Here is a 16,341-nt window from a genome sequence, read left to right as displayed (position 1 = left end):
TAGTTAAAAAAATCAAGCACTATCTGAAATATATCTATATGTTGTCAATTTGTCAATACTCAGGTTTTTGTTTGACCGAATAGTAACAATCACACTTCCATTTTCTATATAATCTATTCATTTAATAAAATCTCATAAATTTGTTAAAAAAATTCTTTAATGGCAATGACTAAAATGATAACACCACTTATGACGGTTCCAAATTGCCCAATTGTAAATGAGCCAATACGAACTCCAGCTAATTTATTTCCTAACCTTACACCTGCCCAAATACTGATAAAACTACCGACTGCAGCCGTTAATGATATCCCGAGAGGTGAAAAACCGAGTAACCCTGCACCTAATCCATTCGTAAGCGCATTGGCTGATAGCGCAATTCCAAGAATGATCGATTCACCCCAACTAATGTCGCCGGACTTATCCATATCCGCCGCTTCAGGATGACGTAAAATACCTTCAAAGCTAGGCTGTTCTTCATGCTCGTTTGCTAATTTGACGGTCTTATTTTTCCGTGGGGCTACCAGTAATATGATTCGAATCCCGATCATAAATAAGAATAGTGCTCCAATAATTGCAGGAAACATACCAGGAAGAATTTTTGACAGCCATAAACCAAATGAAATGCCAGCTTCACTCATCAGAAAACAAATGGCGGCAATCAATAAATTCGCAACTAACCGAATTTGAATTTTTTGAACACCATAAGAAATGCCAACTCCTAAATTATCGATACTGGATGAAAGAGCAAACCCTAAGATGATTAGCCAGGACATGTGAAATTCTCCTTTGTTTTTTTAAATTATATTTATTAAATCAGCAAATGTTGCTTGTCATCAATAAATATGTTGATTAAACGTCAACAAAGTATAAACCTATAAAAAAAACCCTCTTTTTTAAAAGGGGGTCGCGCTGGCTCTTTTAGTTTTATATTGGAAAGAATGCCTTGTAATAAAAGCTATTGCTACTCTGCACTTTGTAATTTTGCTACAAGTTGAATGGCAACTGCGTCATCGATATAACCTAGTGGAAAAACGTAATCTGGAATAACATCTACTGTTACAATAAAATAGATTAACGCACTGCCAACAATGACAAGCTCTCGCGGTGTTCCATTTTTTAAGCGATATTTCTCATACATATCCTTAAGTTGACTAATAAAAGGGCCGATACTGCCCAATTTCTTCATCTTTTCCCCAAAACCTTTGAGGATATTTTCTTTCCCCTCTTCTGTTTGAACGTATTGTTCATAATTAGATAATTGCTGTTTAACACTAGCAATAGTAAACTCATTATCTATTAAATCGGAAGATTCAAGTAGATTTTGAATACATTCAACAGACATCGTAATATCTGATGGCTCTGTTGCATTTTTCCTTTCAATTGAAAAACCTGCAGCTAAAAATAATTCTGAAATTGGGACATCTAAATGATCAGCAAATTTTTGTATATGTTCAGGAGTCGCTTTACGTTTACCATTAATAATTCTTGAGATCGTGGCTGTGTCAATATCAGTAAGCTGGCTAAGCTTCCTCATAGATAACGAACGTTCTTTTAATAATGTTTTCAATAACAAACCAAGTTTATTATCTCTTTTCACATCCGACATCGTAGCTTCCCTTTCTATTTTTCAATCCTTTATCATTTAATAGCTTATTATAAATCCATAGAAAAATCGCACAAACTATATCAAAATAGGCTGATTCATATTTTTATCTCCGTCAATAATATACGAACATTTTAATGAATACTAATCCACAGGTCCAGAAAATTTATCATTTCCGAAATCCATGGGGACGTTTCATTAAAAACTATTTCGATAAACATAGGCATCTTTAGGCTGTTCAATGATTTTATAATCCGTCACTTTTAAAATGGGGATTTTCATTTTAAAGGGTTGGTAATACATCGTATCCACTGTTCCCGTTACCTGGTACCACTTATCATTTGGTATGTGTACCTGATCAGGAAATTCAATCAGCATACCGAAAACGCCAGAGTCAGCGATACAGTGAATAATACCAAAACGAAATAAGAAGATTTGGTTGTCATCTAAACCCGGTCCGTTATAAGAAAAACCCTTCATCGTAATGGTTTTTCCAACAAATTCGCCTGAAAAATTGTAGATGACTTCTAATCCTTTTAAATAATCCTCATCTGTTAAGGTGATCTGTTCTTTTCCTTTATAGGATGTAAATTCTTTATGAACTAACTCCAAAAACCCATCCTTCCCCATGAATTGACTCATATCAGGATTTAAAATTTGGTGCATGCCATAACGGTCTGCTCCGTCCTCTAACGCAGGAAATTGAAAGCCTTTGGCATTGACTAACTTGGAATCAAGGGTTGCCACAGGGAGTAGGACACCAGTAAGAGCAGGAAGAATAATCATGCTATAAGCAACCACTCTCTTTATTCTTTTGCCCAAAGTAGGTTTTTTTATCGTATGTGGGTGATCATGATGGCATACGTGGCAATCTTCATCTTTCTCCGACTTTTTCTCGGAAAGATACCACCTGATTCCTTCGACGATTGTCAGGAAGAATAACGCATAAATCATACTATTGGTAAGAAAGGAATATTTCATATTGATATATTTCGTAATGTTTCCAGACATATGCAAGTAAAAAAACAAATAGGTAAACAGTAATAGAATGATCACGCGGAACATTTGATTCCCCCCTTTACAATAAAAGTGAGCCAACAAACACGATTGTCGTAATTAATGAAACAAGCAGGATGACAAATTTTGGTTTAAACGTTCCAAACATCATAAGCAGGTTTTTAATATCAACCATTGCGCCGAACACCAGAAACGCCGTAATCGAGCTTTGCGAAAATGTGTTTCTGAATGAGGATGCCACAAAAGCATCGGCCTCAGAACAAATTGATAAGATGAAAGCGAGCGCCATCATGACGAGCACCGCAGCTACCTTTGTATGTCCAAGTGCAGCCAGTGTAGCAGTTGGGATATAAACTTGCATAGCAGCAGCGATTAACGAACCCATAACCAAGTACTTTCCGACGTTAAAAAACTCATCGATCGTATGTGTGAGCACGCTCCAGCATTTTTGCTTCACGTTTTGTTTCGAATGGTCATGTACATGAATATGTTCATCAGGGTTTCGCTTCAATTGGTTATCCTTTATCACGTACGAAAGAACAATTCCAACTAAAATGGATACCGCAATAGCAAACCCAGACCGATACCAGACCATGGTCCAGCTATTACCAAACGCAATATAAGTCGAAAACAGAACAATCGGATTAATAATGGGTCCCGTAAGCATAAAGGAAATAGCTGCCGGAAGCGCCACTCCTTTTTCAACTAATCTCCTCGTGATTGGTATGATGCCACATTCACATCCTGGAAATACAGCTCCTATTAAACTACCTGTTATAACGGATAAGTAGCGATTTTTAGGCATGATCCGGACAATCATATTTTCAGAGACAAATACTTCAATAAGTGCAGATACAAATGCCCCTATCACAATAAAGGGAATAGCCTCAATCACGATACTAATAAAAATTGTATTTAATTGCAATAATTGATCCATCAGTGTTCCTCCAGTAGTTGAACCACTTTTAAAAAACATAATCCATTATAACAGATTCAAAACTGGATGGCGCATATAATAAAGGCCTGATTTTAGTTCCCTAAATAGGATGGAATAAGCACAATAGGCAATAGATTCCTAATGGACCAATTAATAAGAAAAAGCTGCCAAGAATGGCAGCTGCGTTATACAAGTTCATCTTGTGTTTTTTCTTAATTAACTACTCGAGCCTTCACTTCGTTTGAAGACGGATTGGTTTGCTTTTTCCAGACCAATGTTAGCACGATTCCCACAGATAGGATGACGGTCGCAAAGTAATAAGGATAGTTAAGATTGATGTCAAATAACATCCCTCCTATAATGGGTCCGCTGATGTTTGCTAAACTTGTGAACATGGAATTCATCCCGCCAACGAAGCCTTGTTCGTTCCCGGCGATCGTTGAAAGGTAGGAGGTGATGGCTGGTCGAAACAAATCGAATCCTACAAAAACAATAAATGTAACGAGTAAAATAGAAAAATAGGAATGAACCACAGTCATTAAAAAGACAAGTACCGCTGATAATAGTAAACTATATCGAATCAGTTTAATTTCACCCCATATTCGAGTAAGCCTATCAAATAAGAGGACTTGTGCAACGGCTCCAAAAATTGCCCCACCAGTGATAACGATGGCGATATCGGATGGTTTAAATTGAAATTTATGGTCGACGAATAGACTAAAGAACGATTCAAAAGCGGCTAAACCAAATGAGGCGATAAAAATTAAAATAAACGCAAGGAAGTATTTGGGGCTAAAAATACGTTCGAAGCTGCTCTTACCATCCGAGACTTGTTCATGATGATCTTCATTACGATTTGGTTCAGATAATAAAATAAGCGAAAGGATCGCCGCAATGGTACTAAGAACGCCTGCAAAGAGGAACGGTACTCGTGTACCGAATTCCGCTAAGAATCCACCAATACCAGGACCAATAATAAATCCCGTACTAATGGAAGCAGACATATACCCGAGTGCTTTCGGGCGCGTATCCAAATTGGTGATATCCGCAATAAAAGCGGTCACAGCTGGCATAATGAACGCAGCACTAATACCACCCAAAATACGCGAAATAAATAGAACCTCGATTTCCCTGCCGATCCCAAATAAAAATTCTGAGAAACCGAAAATAAATAAACCAATGACAATCATAATCTTCCTGCCATATTTATCTGCCGCTTTCCCTGCAAATGGCGAAACAATCAATTGAGCAATGGCAAATGCGGCTGTTAAATAGCCAATTGTCGTTCCCGTAATCCCTAATTCATTCATCAGCGTTGGTAAAACTGGAATGACAAGACCAATTCCCAAAAAGGCGATAAATAAATTCATTAATACTAAACCTAACATCATTTTATGTGTCTTCATCTTTTATATCTCCTTATAAAAAAACAATTAACGTATGTTGTTTTCATTAATTTACATTTTCTATCCTAGTGTATATAGTTACTATATACTCAAGGATGGAGCTTTAAAAAAATGAATAAAGAACATGGAAAATATTTAACGACAGGGGAATTCGCGAAGCTTTGAAAAATAAACAAACAGACCCTCTTTTATTACGATCAAATTGGGCTTTTGTCTCCGGTATGGAAAAATGAAAAAGGGTACCGATATTATTCCATTCGCCAGATAGAGCTATTCTTTGTGATCGATTTATTAAAGGATCTTGGAATGTCGCTAAACGATATTCAACAATATATGCAAAATAAATCGCCTGAACGTTTTTTGTCATTAATGTATCAAAAAAAAGAAGAGATCGTGAAAATACGTCAGGAGATGGAAATGAAGGAAAAAATGATCGAGGCAAAAGTAGCCTTAATGGAGGAAGCGGCACAGCTTGATTTTCAGCAAATGACGCTTGAACAATTACCAGAAGTAACCCTTTATATAAGTAGAAATATTGAAAATGTAACGGATGACGAATTTGTAGAGGTCTTATCAGACTTTATTAATGAACTGAACGTATCACAACTTGATACAGGATATCCGATAGGTGTGATATCGAAACGAGAGCACGTATTAAAGGGAGAATTCACGAATTACAGCTATTTATATATTGAGCAGCCACATCCAAAGGAAGGGTATCCCTATTTTAAAAGTGTGAAGGGTGATTTTCTCATTGGATATCATATAGGGGATGAGAAAACGATCCATAAAACATATAAGCGCCTTTTTTCAGAAATGGATCGATTACATTTAGCCTTAGGTGATTATGTTTTTGAAGAGTATATTTACGATACCGTTGTCATGAATCATAAGGAACACTACGTGACCAAAATTATGATACAAGTCGATCGTTCACAAGTTGACCGATAAACCTGTCATGTCCAGCACTTTTGTTCATTAAAAAAACAAGGTTATTAAAAACCTTGTTTTTTGTTAGAATTCATTGCATTCTTACCGTATCTGTTCAACCCATAATCATTTTGTTCTTGAAATACCCCAGCATTTCATTAATTGGTGAATGCCTTTTTCAATTTGATCGAATGGAATACCACCAAAGCCAAATAGAAAAGTTGGATATGGATAAGCAATTGGCCTTAATAGATAATCGCTTACTGGATAGATAGCAATATGGTTATCTGCTGCAATCTGTTTTAACTGATCTTCACCTTTTGACACGGGGACAGAAATTAATATGTGCATTCCGGCTTGGTCGCCCGTGATGAGTACATCAGGATAATGCGTTTCGAATATTTGAGTTAATTTTTCATGTTTTTTACGATAAATTTTCCGCATTCGGTTTAAGTGTTTGGAAAAATATCCATCTCTCATAAAGTTAGCTAATATATGCTGATCAAATCTAGGTACAGTTGCTGAGTAAAAACTGAAGGTCTCTTGATATTTTTGCAGTAAAGGTATCGGTAATATAAAATAAGCTACTCGTAATGAAGGCATTAATGATTTGGAAAAAGTACTCATATAAATGACTTTATTGTTTTGATCTAATCCTTGTAATGCAGGAATCGGTTTTCCGATATAACGAAACTCACTATCGTAATCGTCTTCAATGATATAGCGATTTTCACCTTTTGCAGCCCAATTTAACAGTTGCGTTCTTCTTGTTGCCGATAGAACCGCACCCGTAGGGAATTGGTGAGAAGGTGTAATGTAAACAACATTGGCATTTGTCTGTTCAAGTTCATCCACCACTAAGCCATCCTCATCTACCCGAATGGGAACGGCTCTATTTTGCAATTGTATTTTGGGGATGGCTGAATATCCAGGATTTTCAAGGGCAAATTTTGATTCATTTTCAAGTAATCTTAGAATCATGGGAAGTAAATGTTCCGTTCCCGAACCAATGACAATTTGTTCTGGTTTACATACAATCCCCCTGGATTGATAAAGATATTTTGAAATTTCCTCTCTTAATGCAAATTCTCCTTGATGGTCTCCAATTTGTAACAACTCTTTTGAACTATGATCAAATAAATTTTTTGCATATTTTCTCCAAAGGGAAAAAGGGAATGAGTCCGTATCGATTTTTCCCGGATGAAAGTCAAATTGATAGCTTTCTTTCTTGTCCGCCTCTACATGAATGTTTAAACGCCCTTTTTCAATATAGGGTAAATCATCGATCTCTTCTACAAAGAATCCAATCCGAGGTTTTGATGCCACATATCCTTCTGCAATCAGTTGAGCATAAGCCAATTCAATGGTTGTTTGACTGATATTTAAAAATTCAGCTAGAATTTTTTTTGATGGTAATTTGGTTCCAACTTCAATTTGTTTCTGGATAATGGCATCTTTAATACCAGTATAAAGCTGTTCATATAAGGGCATTGTATTACTTTTATCCAATTTAAACATAAGCATATCCACCCTTAATCCCCCCTGCTGACCATATGAATTTTTTAAAAATTGAACCTTTTCATAATGTTAATTTCTATTATACTAATAATCATCAAATGTATGGAGGTTCTTTTTATGAAACAAGTAGGTACAGAAACAGTAAAACGCGGAATGGCAGAAATGCAAAAAGGCGGCGTCATTATGGACGTCATTAATGCCGAACAAGCAAAAATTGCAGAGGCTGCAGGTGCAGTTGCAGTTATGGCTTTAGAGCGCGTGCCATCAGACATCCGGGCAGCTGGCGGAGTAGCCCGTATGGCAGATCCTCGTATTGTTGAGGAAGTAATGAATGCTGTAACGATTCCAGTAATGGCAAAAGCACGTATTGGCCACATTGTAGAAGCACGTGTATTAGAATCAATGGGTGTCGATTACATTGATGAAAGTGAAGTATTAACACCTGCAGATGAAGAATTCCATTTATTAAAAAGTGAATACACCGTACCGTTTGTTTGTGGCTGCCGCGATTTAGGGGAAGCTGCACGCCGTATTGGAGAAGGAGCATCCATGTTACGAACAAAAGGGGAACCGGGAACCGGAAATATTGTAGAAGCGGTTCGTCATATTCGTAAAGTGAATGCACAAGTAAGACGTGTTGTCGGTATGAGTACAGATGAATTAATGACAGAAGCAAAAGTTTTAGGGGCACCATTTGAATTATTAGTAGAAATCAAAAAATTAGGCCGCTTACCAGTTGTAAACTTTGCTGCCGGCGGTGTGGCAACACCCGCTGATGCTGCTTTAATGATGGAACTTGGAGCAGATGGTGTATTTGTAGGATCAGGTATTTTCAAATCTGATAACCCAGAGAAATTCGCACGTGCAATTGTAGAGGCGACAACACACTATCAAGACTATAAACTAATCGCTGCAATTTCTAAAGAATTGGGTACACCAATGAAGGGTATTGAAATTGCAACGCTGAATGCAAGTGAACGTATGCAGGATCGTGGCTGGTAATATGCTAAAAATCGGTATATTGGCACTACAAGGTGCAGTCAGAGAGCATAGTAGACAAATTGAAGCGCTTGGTTGTGAGGCAGTCCCAGTTAAATCGGTTGAAGATCTAAAAGAAATAAATGGTCTGATATTACCTGGCGGCGAAAGCACGACAATAAGTAAACTGCTGGACCGTTACGATTTACTAGAACCAATTCGCGCTTTGGCAGACAAAGGTATTCCTATGTTCGGAACATGTGCAGGCCTGATTTTATTAGCAAAAAATATCGTTGGCCATGCTTCGCCGCATCTAGGGTTAATGGATGTAGTTGTTGAACGGAATTCATTTGGACGCCAAGTTGATAGTTTTGAAGCAGACCTATCCGTTCAAGGAATAGGGGTAGATATTCCTGCCGTTTTTATCCGGGCCCCGCATATCGTCGATGCAGGTGAAAATGTTGAAATTCTAGCAAAATATGAAGAACGCATTGTTTTAGCTCGGGAGGGTCAATTTTTAGGTTGTTCCTTTCATCCAGAGTTAACAGAAGATAGTAGAATTATGAAGTATTTTATTGAAATGGTGCAAGAGAGCACAAAGTTTCTATCTCATTAGTTTATAAAAATATAAAGCGCCCACAAATGTAAAATGGCTCAGTATGGTGAATCGAGCCATTTTACATTTAATTGCAAAAACAGATACAAAAGGCAGTACAAATTCAGCTGCATTTTCGAGTTTTTGCGCTAGGAAACGGAATCCGTTATTTCTCCCATAGTTCAATTAGTCTGCCTTCGGGATCTTTAATCCAAATAAACTGACCAAAATCACTACTCTCTTTTTCCTTTGCAAGAGGTACACCCATTTGTTCAAGATGCTGGATTGTCTCGTTTAGATCATAAACTTGGAAGTTTAACATCACTTGCTGTTCTGTTGGGAAATAAGGGTCATCTTCAGTAAAGAGTGAAAAGACAGTTTCATTTTCTGAATCGGATTTAATAATAGTCCCATTCCACTTATCAATTTCCAGCTTCAGCACTTCACTGTACCATTTTTTTACAGCATCTAGATTTCTAGTCCTCCAAAAGATTCCGCCGAAACCTTTTATCATCATACTAAACTCCCTCACTTTTCTAATTACTATTATTTTAATTAAATTAGTAATTCAAGAAATTAAAATAAATACCTTCTTCAACCAATCCTTTAGGTGAACAAAGAAAAAGCAGCCTAATATAGCATCTTTCACTTAACCCTTGCACCCGTTAGGTTGTCCTTTCATTTAATTAAGTAAAAGTTATTTATCTTTAAAAACTTTATCAATTTTTTCCCTATCGTAATCTAAAATCCAATCATTGTATGTTAGATAAATATTCTTGATACTTTCTATTTTAGATGCAATTAAATCGCATCCTCTATCGTCATAAATATGGAAAATAGTTCCTTTGTTAAGATTAACAAAATAGATTCGAGCCATATTTGTATTAAAATATGCTTTTAATAATGATACTATTTTTATGTCTTTTGATTTACATTTCATAGTATAGCGTAAAGTACACCATTCATTATCTTCATCTTCTTCAGGATTCTGAAAGGGGAATTCTTGAATTTGGATTCGATATTTATCATTTTTATCTTGGAGATATGAAGTGAAAAATTTAGTTTTATACTTGTTGTTAAATCTTCTTTTTATTAAGCGATCATCGTATGAAACCAAATAAATTTCATCGTTTTTATCATTTATAGAATTAAATAACTGTAATGCCCTTTTATAGACACGTTCAATATATTTACTATCATTTTCTTCTTTTGGATCTCCTAATTCAAAACGAATACCAATCTTCCAATTATAAAATAACGGTGGGCATATTGGTAAATTAGGAAAATTCCTTTCAATATATTCATCTAATAGCATATCTTTCTTCCTTTACTTGTTATCTAACTAACACTCCGTTATATGTATATATTTTAAAAATAACTGTTGATTTTTATAAACCTAACCTGCCCATAAGTACAGCAAGAAAAGCTGAGAAAATGGCAGCTTGATCTTAAACTCTTGCACCATTTAACAGAACAAGCAGGTTATGTTAATCATTTTTTTATGATAAATATTTATTTTAAGATACTTTTTTGATTATATCAGTGTTGGAGACTCGGTCGTGCACCAAATATTTTTTACTATTTCGGACTGAAAATATTCCTTGAATTACCCCAATCGGAGCAAAAAAAGTGCGAATAAAAACTTGTGCAAATGATATTTTTCCGTCCTCCCTGTATGAACCTAATTCTAGCTTAAATAGTTTATCTCCAATGGTTTTACGAAAAAAGAACAAAGAAATTAAAAAGTAGCCCAACAAAATGAATGAAAAAAATCCATCACTAATAATTATGCTTGGAAAAATAACTTCTATACTAGCTCCAACGACCCCAAATAACAACGTGAGAATAATATAATCAAGTAATCTTGCTAAAATCCTTGAGATGAATTTCGGTCTATTTTGAATTGTATCTGCTATCGCTTCACTAGTTGTCCATAATGGGTTATAAATAGCAGTAATAACTAAATATGGACCAGTTATTAGCCAACCTAAAAACACACAAAAAATTCCAACAATAAATATAATCCCCCTTATAATCTTCAACCAATCCCCCCCTAAAAATAATTTTCCTTGTATTTATTAGATCTATTTTCGATATTTATCAAACAGATTCCTTCTTTAATTGTTTTTTAGGTCAATAAAAAAACGGCCACCGTAATGGCAGCCGGATCTGAGAGTAATGACTCGTCACGAAATGGCGAATCGGTTTTTCAGCCTTGGGCCATTTTGCTCATATCCATATACAATGCATTCCACCGATGACCGTCTGGATCGGCAAAACCGCAGCCGTACATCCAGCCACCGTTTTCTCCCGGCTTACTGAATACAGTACCGCCGGCATGTTCAGCTTTCAAGGCGAGCTCATCAACTTCATCCCTGGAGTTCGCTCCTATTGAGAATAACACTTCCGTACTCTTCCACGAATCCGCAACCGCATTACCAGCAAAACCGCGGAATACGGATTCCGGGAAGAGCATCAAAACAACCTGATTGTCGCCGACGATCATGCTAAATGAGCCGTCTTGACTCGCATACTGCTCATTCAGGCGAAAACCGAGCTGGATATAAAACGCCTTTGACCGTTCTGGTTCTCGCACGGGCAGGTTCAACCATAACTCTCTCGACATACCTACCAACCTCCTGATATAGAGATGCAGTAATCACTAACCCCTATATAAATTCAATGCTTGTTATAATCTTTCCTTCTTGTTTGGAAATAATCCCCTCTTCAACTATCCTCTCTTTAGTTTAAGTGAAAACACATCATAATATTATTGTAGAATTATAAAAAGTGATACCAGTTAACGGCATCACTATCGCATGTGAGAAAGAACTTCCTTTTTATTTCATACCATGAAGAGGACTATTTAATTGATACAGTCAAATTCTTTAAACACAGAAACAAACGGCACCAACAATGATTAATAAAATAAACAACACTATGATGAGTATAAATTCACCGCCGCACCCATAAGTAGGATAACACTCTTCATAAACAGGAGCTGCATAAGAGTAAGACACCGGAGGATAAGGAAGAACATTTGGAGGTATGGCATTGGAAATCGGTAAGGCGTTAGAAATCGGTAAAGCATTATCCATTTATTACACTTCCCTTCGAATGTATGAAGAGCTAATTTGACATTTCACTATATATTACACTTAGAGAGGAAATTGGAGCCCGTCTAGATTAAATATGGACATGCCTTAATGACAATCTACTCACCTGCACCATACTAAACGCAAGTAAAGGACTGAATTTGTCTTAGGCTTATTCCCTGATTCACCCATCTATTTCCTGTCCAGCGATACCCTGAGACAGAGTGCCTGCCAATGAATGTTGGATAAAACCAAAATTGCTGAAAACCTCTTAACCATACATACGTATTTCTGTGTAAACATCTGATCATACTGCCTGGGTCTACTGCAGATACTCCAGCTTGAACCTGTTGTTGGGGAACAACAGATGGCGGAGGCGCTGTCGGAGGCCCAACTTCATCATCATGATGACCTGGTGGTGGTACTGTCGGAGCATGACCAGGCGGCGGCGCAGTCGGAGGCTGAAACCCGCCAAGTTGTCTTGGATCGAAATTCGAATAGTAATCTGTTTGAAATGGCGCAGCTGAGAGATATGAATCTTGACCAAATGGAATGTTATAGTACAGATGTAAATGACTAGGATACATTAAATGCACTCCTTAACAATTTATTTTCCCATCATCATATTCTTTGGTTATTCACCTATAAACTTGTTCAAACAAAAATGTGTTTTTTACCTATAAAAAGCCCTGCAATGTTTCTGTTTAACAATCGGATTACAGGGTATAAATATATCGACAAGGAGGATGGGATATTATGATAAATAAGATTGTTGGCACATTAGCCATAGGTGGAGCCGCTTACCTGTTAAGGAACAAGGAATCTCGCACTAAAGTCATAAATCAAGTGAAAAACCTTGCCTCTTCAGAAAACATCGAGAAGATAAAGAACCAAGTCCGATCACTGTCCAGCCAAAACTTGAAAGACAATTCTGACCAGCCGCAGTTATTAGCGTCTATGTCAGACCCAGCATTCCCAGATTACGCAACAACAGCAAGGGCTCAAGCAGGAAGGTCCTAATATGTGATCCACCAATGATCAAGTCTAAAAAAGAATCAATTGAAGTGAACCCCTAAAGTTGGACTAAACAACCATCTTAGGGGTTTTTAATTTGGTCAAATTTTCAAGTGAATTTAGAGAAAAGGTTGTCCTAGAGTATCTGACTGGAGGGGGGATATAAACGATAATACTTTGTTTTGGAATCATTTAGAAGGATATATATTTCAGTCCTTATTCAACTAACACCCGTTACTATAATAAGAAAAAGGCGTCAAAAACCAATAAATATGGATTTTCTGGATCAGGAAAAATAATCATTACTTCATCTACAAGGTCATTGAACCATTGATTTTTAACAGTAACATTGGTTCTATATGAGAACCAACCATATTTCTTTAAATTTCAAGGCAATACAAGCAAATTCTTGGGATTATTGAATATTAGCCATAAACCTCAGATATGAGGTGTATTTTTTGCTGCTTATTAAACTGAATCGTTAGAGCTCAATAAGAAAGGCTACCTAATGGCAGCTAGACCCTTAACTATTGCACCCTTTAGTTTAAGTACAATATTTCACATTAAAAAAAGAACCTTCATTTAATGAATGCCATTTTTTGTGCATTAGAGTAAAGGCTCAATTCTTTAATATCACGCTTAGTTTTTTAGACATTTGATAGGGTCAATTCTGATGGAATCCCAGTTTCCTTCAGAATCCCTTTTATATTGAGAAATTAATACATCTGTATCATTTGTTAATTGATAAAAGATAAACCGATAATCGGCTCCGTCCGTACCAATAAAATCAATGGTTTTGACGTAACCATCTTGTTTAGTTGGTAGCTGTTTTTTTATTAATTTGCACCATTCACCATACATAATACCAACGACTGCTTCCGCATCATGCTGCCAAAGATGATAGGGGGCACATAGGAAGTCCTCTCCGTACAATTTCATCTGGTCAATTTTATATAGGTTTTGAACTTTTTTTAGTTGGACATAGCCGTAATAATAAGCAAAATAGGTGACACCTTTTGATGAACCTTCGATGCTTTCCAGCTCAATGAAAAAAGGAACAATGCCTTTTTCATCAGGAAGTCTGTTCATCTTAATTAAATTTAGATGTCCAATTCCAGCAAACGATTGAAGATATTCATTATAGGAAACCCTTTTGTGATAGTCTTTAGTAAAAAAGTTATAAGCAATTGGATAGGGCAACTTTGCCATCCCCACCGTTCCGCACCCACCCAACTGGATTTGAGTGAGGTTTTCTGCCTCTCTTAAAATACTAAAATAGTTTAAAACAGTTTCATCAGGAGTCCTAGATAATGTTGCAGGGAGTTTAATTTCTTTGTAGTTTTTTTCATAATAGGGATCAAAAAATTGGCTGTTCTTGATAAGGGTATTTTTAATTGGGAGGCGGGAGGGACGAAAGTATTTTTCGGCATCTCTGGAACTGATTAACGAAGTTTGGTCTCGTTCAACTGGTTGTCCAAATGTTTGTGGTTCATATTGAGCTCCCAACACGAGAGTCAATTTTTTTCTGGGATCATGATTGAACGTCCGATTTATCCATTTTCTAAAGTAATTCAATTAGACTCCCCCTTCAAGAATATACTGTTTTACCTTATTCACTTTTCCGGAAGATTATTAATCCTGGACGGTCAACAGGTGTGTAGTGACCAAATTTTAAATAGCCACTAAGTATTTACTTTTACCAATTTTCATAGCAATTTCATTGCCGTTTTTTAATCCTAGATTTTTAGCATAATAATGTTTATCTATTCCTTTTTACTCTTATAATAAGCTAACGGGTAACCCATAATTATACAAATAAGTCCACCTATCCCAGTCGAAATAAAAGATAGTTCTTCTTTAAAAAAGGACCAACTTATAATCCAAAATATAATAATTAACCAGCCTAAGACATTTCTTATTTTTAGTTTTATTCCCTGACCCCCATTAGACCTAGGCAAGAATAAGCTAATCGCGTTTAAAATAATTCCAGATAATGCAATGAATGTGCCGATAATAAACCATTCGAGATGGTAAAAAAGTTTGGAAATATATTCCTACCGTCGCTAAGAGTAAGCCACCCCAGGTTAATATTCTTCCTTTTTTCATTTTTCTTCTCCCCTAAAGAAATTTTAATGCTTTGTTTTCTTCTTTCATTCAATCACTGCATTACTAAATTTTAACATATTCATCAGCCTTCATGATTGACATTTTTGTTTTTTTCTTGAACCAACCTGCCCATCAATGCAACAAGCAAAAAAGCTGCCGAAGCAGCTGGATCTTTAACTCTCGCATCCGTTAGACATCCATGAATCGCTAAAAAATAGCTCTTCACCACAAAGAATGAAAATGTATTGATCCAAATGCTTAAAGCCACACCATTCTATCACCTATAAAAAGCCCTAGAATGATACTGTTTAACAATAGGATTAAAGGGTATAAACATATCGACAAGGAGGATGAGATATTATGCTAAATAAGATTGTTGGCACATTAGCCATAGGTGGAGCTGCTTACCTGTTGAGGAATAAGGAATCTCGCACTAAAGTCATAAATCAAATAAAAAGCATTGCCTCTTCAGAAAACATCGAGAAGATAAAGGACCAAATCCGGTCACTGTCCGACCAAAGCTCAAAAGAGAATTCTGACCAGTCGAAGTTAGTAGAGTCTATGTCAGACCCAGCATTCCCAGATTACGCAACAACTGCAGGGGCTCAAGCAGGAAGGCCTTAATGTGAGATCCACCAATGTTCAAGTCTAAAAAGGAATCAGTTGAATGGCTGTTTCCTTTTTTTGTTTTTGGAATAGAAACAGAGCTGCTATTGTTGCCGCAGCAATCCACTCTTTAGCCAAACGCTCTTATACACGACTCATCCTATCAGGTAAATTTTCTTCATTTTCGTTTCCTCTAGCAATTCAATAAATCAGCTGACTCTATTAAAATGATTAAATCAAATAAGCCCTTATCAAGTAAGTCACATCGTCTTCGTTTCCACTGTAAAGGTGATATCGTATCGTATATTGGGGTAACTTTAAGGATTCTCAAATTATTCTTACCTTGTTAAGGGGGTAGTAAAACAGAAGTTATTTCTTCTTGCATTATCAGGTCCATAAAACTCTGTACAAAAGTGCAATCTCGCTTTTCTTCAATACCCGTGGGCAGTTCCCCATTTTCGCTCCTTTTTCCTTATTTCCATAAACGTTTGGAAGTGACTTTATTATTATCATTTTCTAAAAGATACACGTCAGGA

At 36.4% G+C, this 16,341-nt stretch carries 19 protein-coding genes; 5 read left to right on the top strand and 14 right to left on the bottom strand.

The genetic code is table 11. From position 1 onward, the window contains the following. Positions 1-143 precede the first annotated feature (143 nt). From ytaF to norA, 5 genes are all read right to left on the bottom strand, one after another. Positions 144-773, bottom strand: coding sequence for a sporulation membrane protein YtaF (ytaF, locus tag ACO1D1_RS20390; RefSeq protein WP_423336893.1), 630 nt, complete (start codon positions 771-773; stop codon positions 144-146). 188 nt (positions 774-961) lie between these two features. After that, the gene (locus ACO1D1_RS20385; protein ID WP_423336892.1) at positions 962-1,606 is read right to left on the bottom strand and encodes a helix-turn-helix domain-containing protein; all 645 of its coding nucleotides are present in this window, start codon (positions 1,604-1,606) and stop codon (positions 962-964) included. 195 nt (positions 1,607-1,801) lie between these two features. After that, positions 1,802-2,668 carry a TIGR03943 family putative permease subunit gene (locus tag ACO1D1_RS20380; RefSeq protein ID WP_423336891.1) on the bottom strand — a complete coding sequence of 289 codons (867 nt, stop codon included), beginning with the start codon at positions 2,666-2,668 and terminating at the stop codon, positions 1,802-1,804. Between the two features lie 13 nt (positions 2,669-2,681). Then, entirely contained in the window at positions 2,682-3,557 is an 876-nt protein-coding gene (locus tag ACO1D1_RS20375; RefSeq protein WP_423336890.1) for a permease, read from the bottom strand. A 212-nt stretch (positions 3,558-3,769) separates the two neighbouring features. Then, positions 3,770-4,963 (bottom strand): multidrug efflux MFS transporter NorA, encoded by a 1,194-nt coding sequence (norA, locus tag ACO1D1_RS20370; RefSeq protein ID WP_423336889.1) that lies wholly within the window; start codon positions 4,961-4,963, stop codon positions 3,770-3,772. A 168-nt stretch (positions 4,964-5,131) separates the two neighbouring features. Here norA and ACO1D1_RS20365 point away from each other — a divergent pair, with 168 nt between their 5' ends. After that, positions 5,132-5,914: a MerR family transcriptional regulator gene (locus tag ACO1D1_RS20365; protein WP_423336926.1), complete on the top strand. Its 783-nt coding sequence runs from the start codon at positions 5,132-5,134 to the stop codon at positions 5,912-5,914. A gap of 105 nt (positions 5,915-6,019) precedes the next feature. Here the strand turns inward: ACO1D1_RS20365 and ACO1D1_RS20360 are convergent, their stop codons facing one another. Beyond that, positions 6,020-7,423 (bottom strand): PLP-dependent aminotransferase family protein, encoded by a 1,404-nt coding sequence (locus tag ACO1D1_RS20360; protein ID WP_423336888.1) that lies wholly within the window; start codon positions 7,421-7,423, stop codon positions 6,020-6,022. A gap of 105 nt (positions 7,424-7,528) precedes the next feature. On the opposite strand from ACO1D1_RS20360, the gene pdxS reads away from it, so the two are divergent. Continuing rightward, positions 7,529-8,413, top strand: coding sequence for a pyridoxal 5'-phosphate synthase lyase subunit PdxS (pdxS, locus tag ACO1D1_RS20355; protein ID WP_423336887.1), 885 nt, complete (start codon positions 7,529-7,531; stop codon positions 8,411-8,413). Between the two features lies 1 nt (position 8,414). Continuing rightward, positions 8,415-9,005, top strand: a complete 591-nt coding sequence (gene pdxT, locus ACO1D1_RS20350; RefSeq protein WP_423336925.1) for a pyridoxal 5'-phosphate synthase glutaminase subunit PdxT — start codon at positions 8,415-8,417, stop codon at positions 9,003-9,005. Between the two features lie 145 nt (positions 9,006-9,150). On the opposite strand, the gene ACO1D1_RS20345 is transcribed toward pdxT, so the two are convergent. The 6 genes from ACO1D1_RS20345 to ACO1D1_RS20320 all read right to left on the bottom strand — a co-directional run bounded on the left by ACO1D1_RS20345 (position 9,151) and on the right by ACO1D1_RS20320 (position 12,666). Continuing rightward, complete coding sequence (locus tag ACO1D1_RS20345) at positions 9,151-9,498, bottom strand: VOC family protein (RefSeq protein WP_423336924.1); 348 nt, start codon at positions 9,496-9,498, stop codon at positions 9,151-9,153. A gap of 183 nt (positions 9,499-9,681) precedes the next feature. Continuing rightward, a complete protein-coding gene (locus ACO1D1_RS20340; protein ID WP_423336886.1) occupies positions 9,682-10,299 on the bottom strand; it encodes a DUF3885 domain-containing protein in 618 nt (205 codons plus the stop codon). A gap of 202 nt (positions 10,300-10,501) precedes the next feature. Beyond that, positions 10,502-11,026 carry an RDD family protein gene (locus ACO1D1_RS20335; protein WP_423336885.1) on the bottom strand — a complete coding sequence of 175 codons (525 nt, stop codon included), beginning with the start codon at positions 11,024-11,026 and terminating at the stop codon, positions 10,502-10,504. Positions 11,027-11,193: 167 nt separating this feature from the next. Beyond that, positions 11,194-11,610: a VOC family protein gene (locus ACO1D1_RS20330; protein WP_423336884.1), complete on the bottom strand. Its 417-nt coding sequence runs from the start codon at positions 11,608-11,610 to the stop codon at positions 11,194-11,196. A 262-nt stretch (positions 11,611-11,872) separates the two neighbouring features. Then, positions 11,873-12,082 carry a YjcZ family sporulation protein gene (locus tag ACO1D1_RS20325; protein ID WP_423336883.1) on the bottom strand — a complete coding sequence of 70 codons (210 nt, stop codon included), beginning with the start codon at positions 12,080-12,082 and terminating at the stop codon, positions 11,873-11,875. A gap of 134 nt (positions 12,083-12,216) precedes the next feature. Beyond that, on the bottom strand, positions 12,217-12,666 hold the full coding sequence (locus ACO1D1_RS20320) for a hypothetical protein (protein WP_423336882.1): 450 nt from the start codon (positions 12,664-12,666) through the stop codon (positions 12,217-12,219). Positions 12,667-12,835: 169 nt separating this feature from the next. Here ACO1D1_RS20320 and ACO1D1_RS20315 point away from each other — a divergent pair, with 169 nt between their 5' ends. Further along, entirely contained in the window at positions 12,836-13,099 is a 264-nt protein-coding gene (locus ACO1D1_RS20315; protein WP_423336881.1) for a hypothetical protein, read from the top strand. 633 nt (positions 13,100-13,732) lie between these two features. Here ACO1D1_RS20315 and ACO1D1_RS20310 read toward each other — a convergent pair. Together ACO1D1_RS20310 and ACO1D1_RS20305 are read right to left on the bottom strand one after the other, a co-directional pair. After that, a complete protein-coding gene (locus ACO1D1_RS20310; RefSeq protein WP_423336880.1) occupies positions 13,733-14,668 on the bottom strand; it encodes a hypothetical protein in 936 nt (311 codons plus the stop codon). A 613-nt stretch (positions 14,669-15,281) separates the two neighbouring features. Next, positions 15,282-15,467, bottom strand: a complete 186-nt coding sequence (locus ACO1D1_RS20305; RefSeq protein ID WP_423336879.1) for a hypothetical protein — start codon at positions 15,465-15,467, stop codon at positions 15,282-15,284. 92 nt (positions 15,468-15,559) lie between these two features. Between ACO1D1_RS20305 and ACO1D1_RS20300 the strand changes: the two genes are divergently transcribed. Continuing rightward, positions 15,560-15,823 (top strand): hypothetical protein, encoded by a 264-nt coding sequence (locus ACO1D1_RS20300; protein WP_423336878.1) that lies wholly within the window; start codon positions 15,560-15,562, stop codon positions 15,821-15,823. The last annotated feature ends 518 nt before the right edge of the window (positions 15,824-16,341 follow it).

This window comes from Neobacillus sp. 19 (assembly GCF_049463095.1).
Classification (GTDB): domain Bacteria; phylum Bacillota; class Bacilli; order Bacillales; family Cytobacillaceae; genus Neobacillus.
Note: the sequence above shows the minus strand (reverse complement) of the source record. Positions and strands in the feature narration are given on the sequence as shown.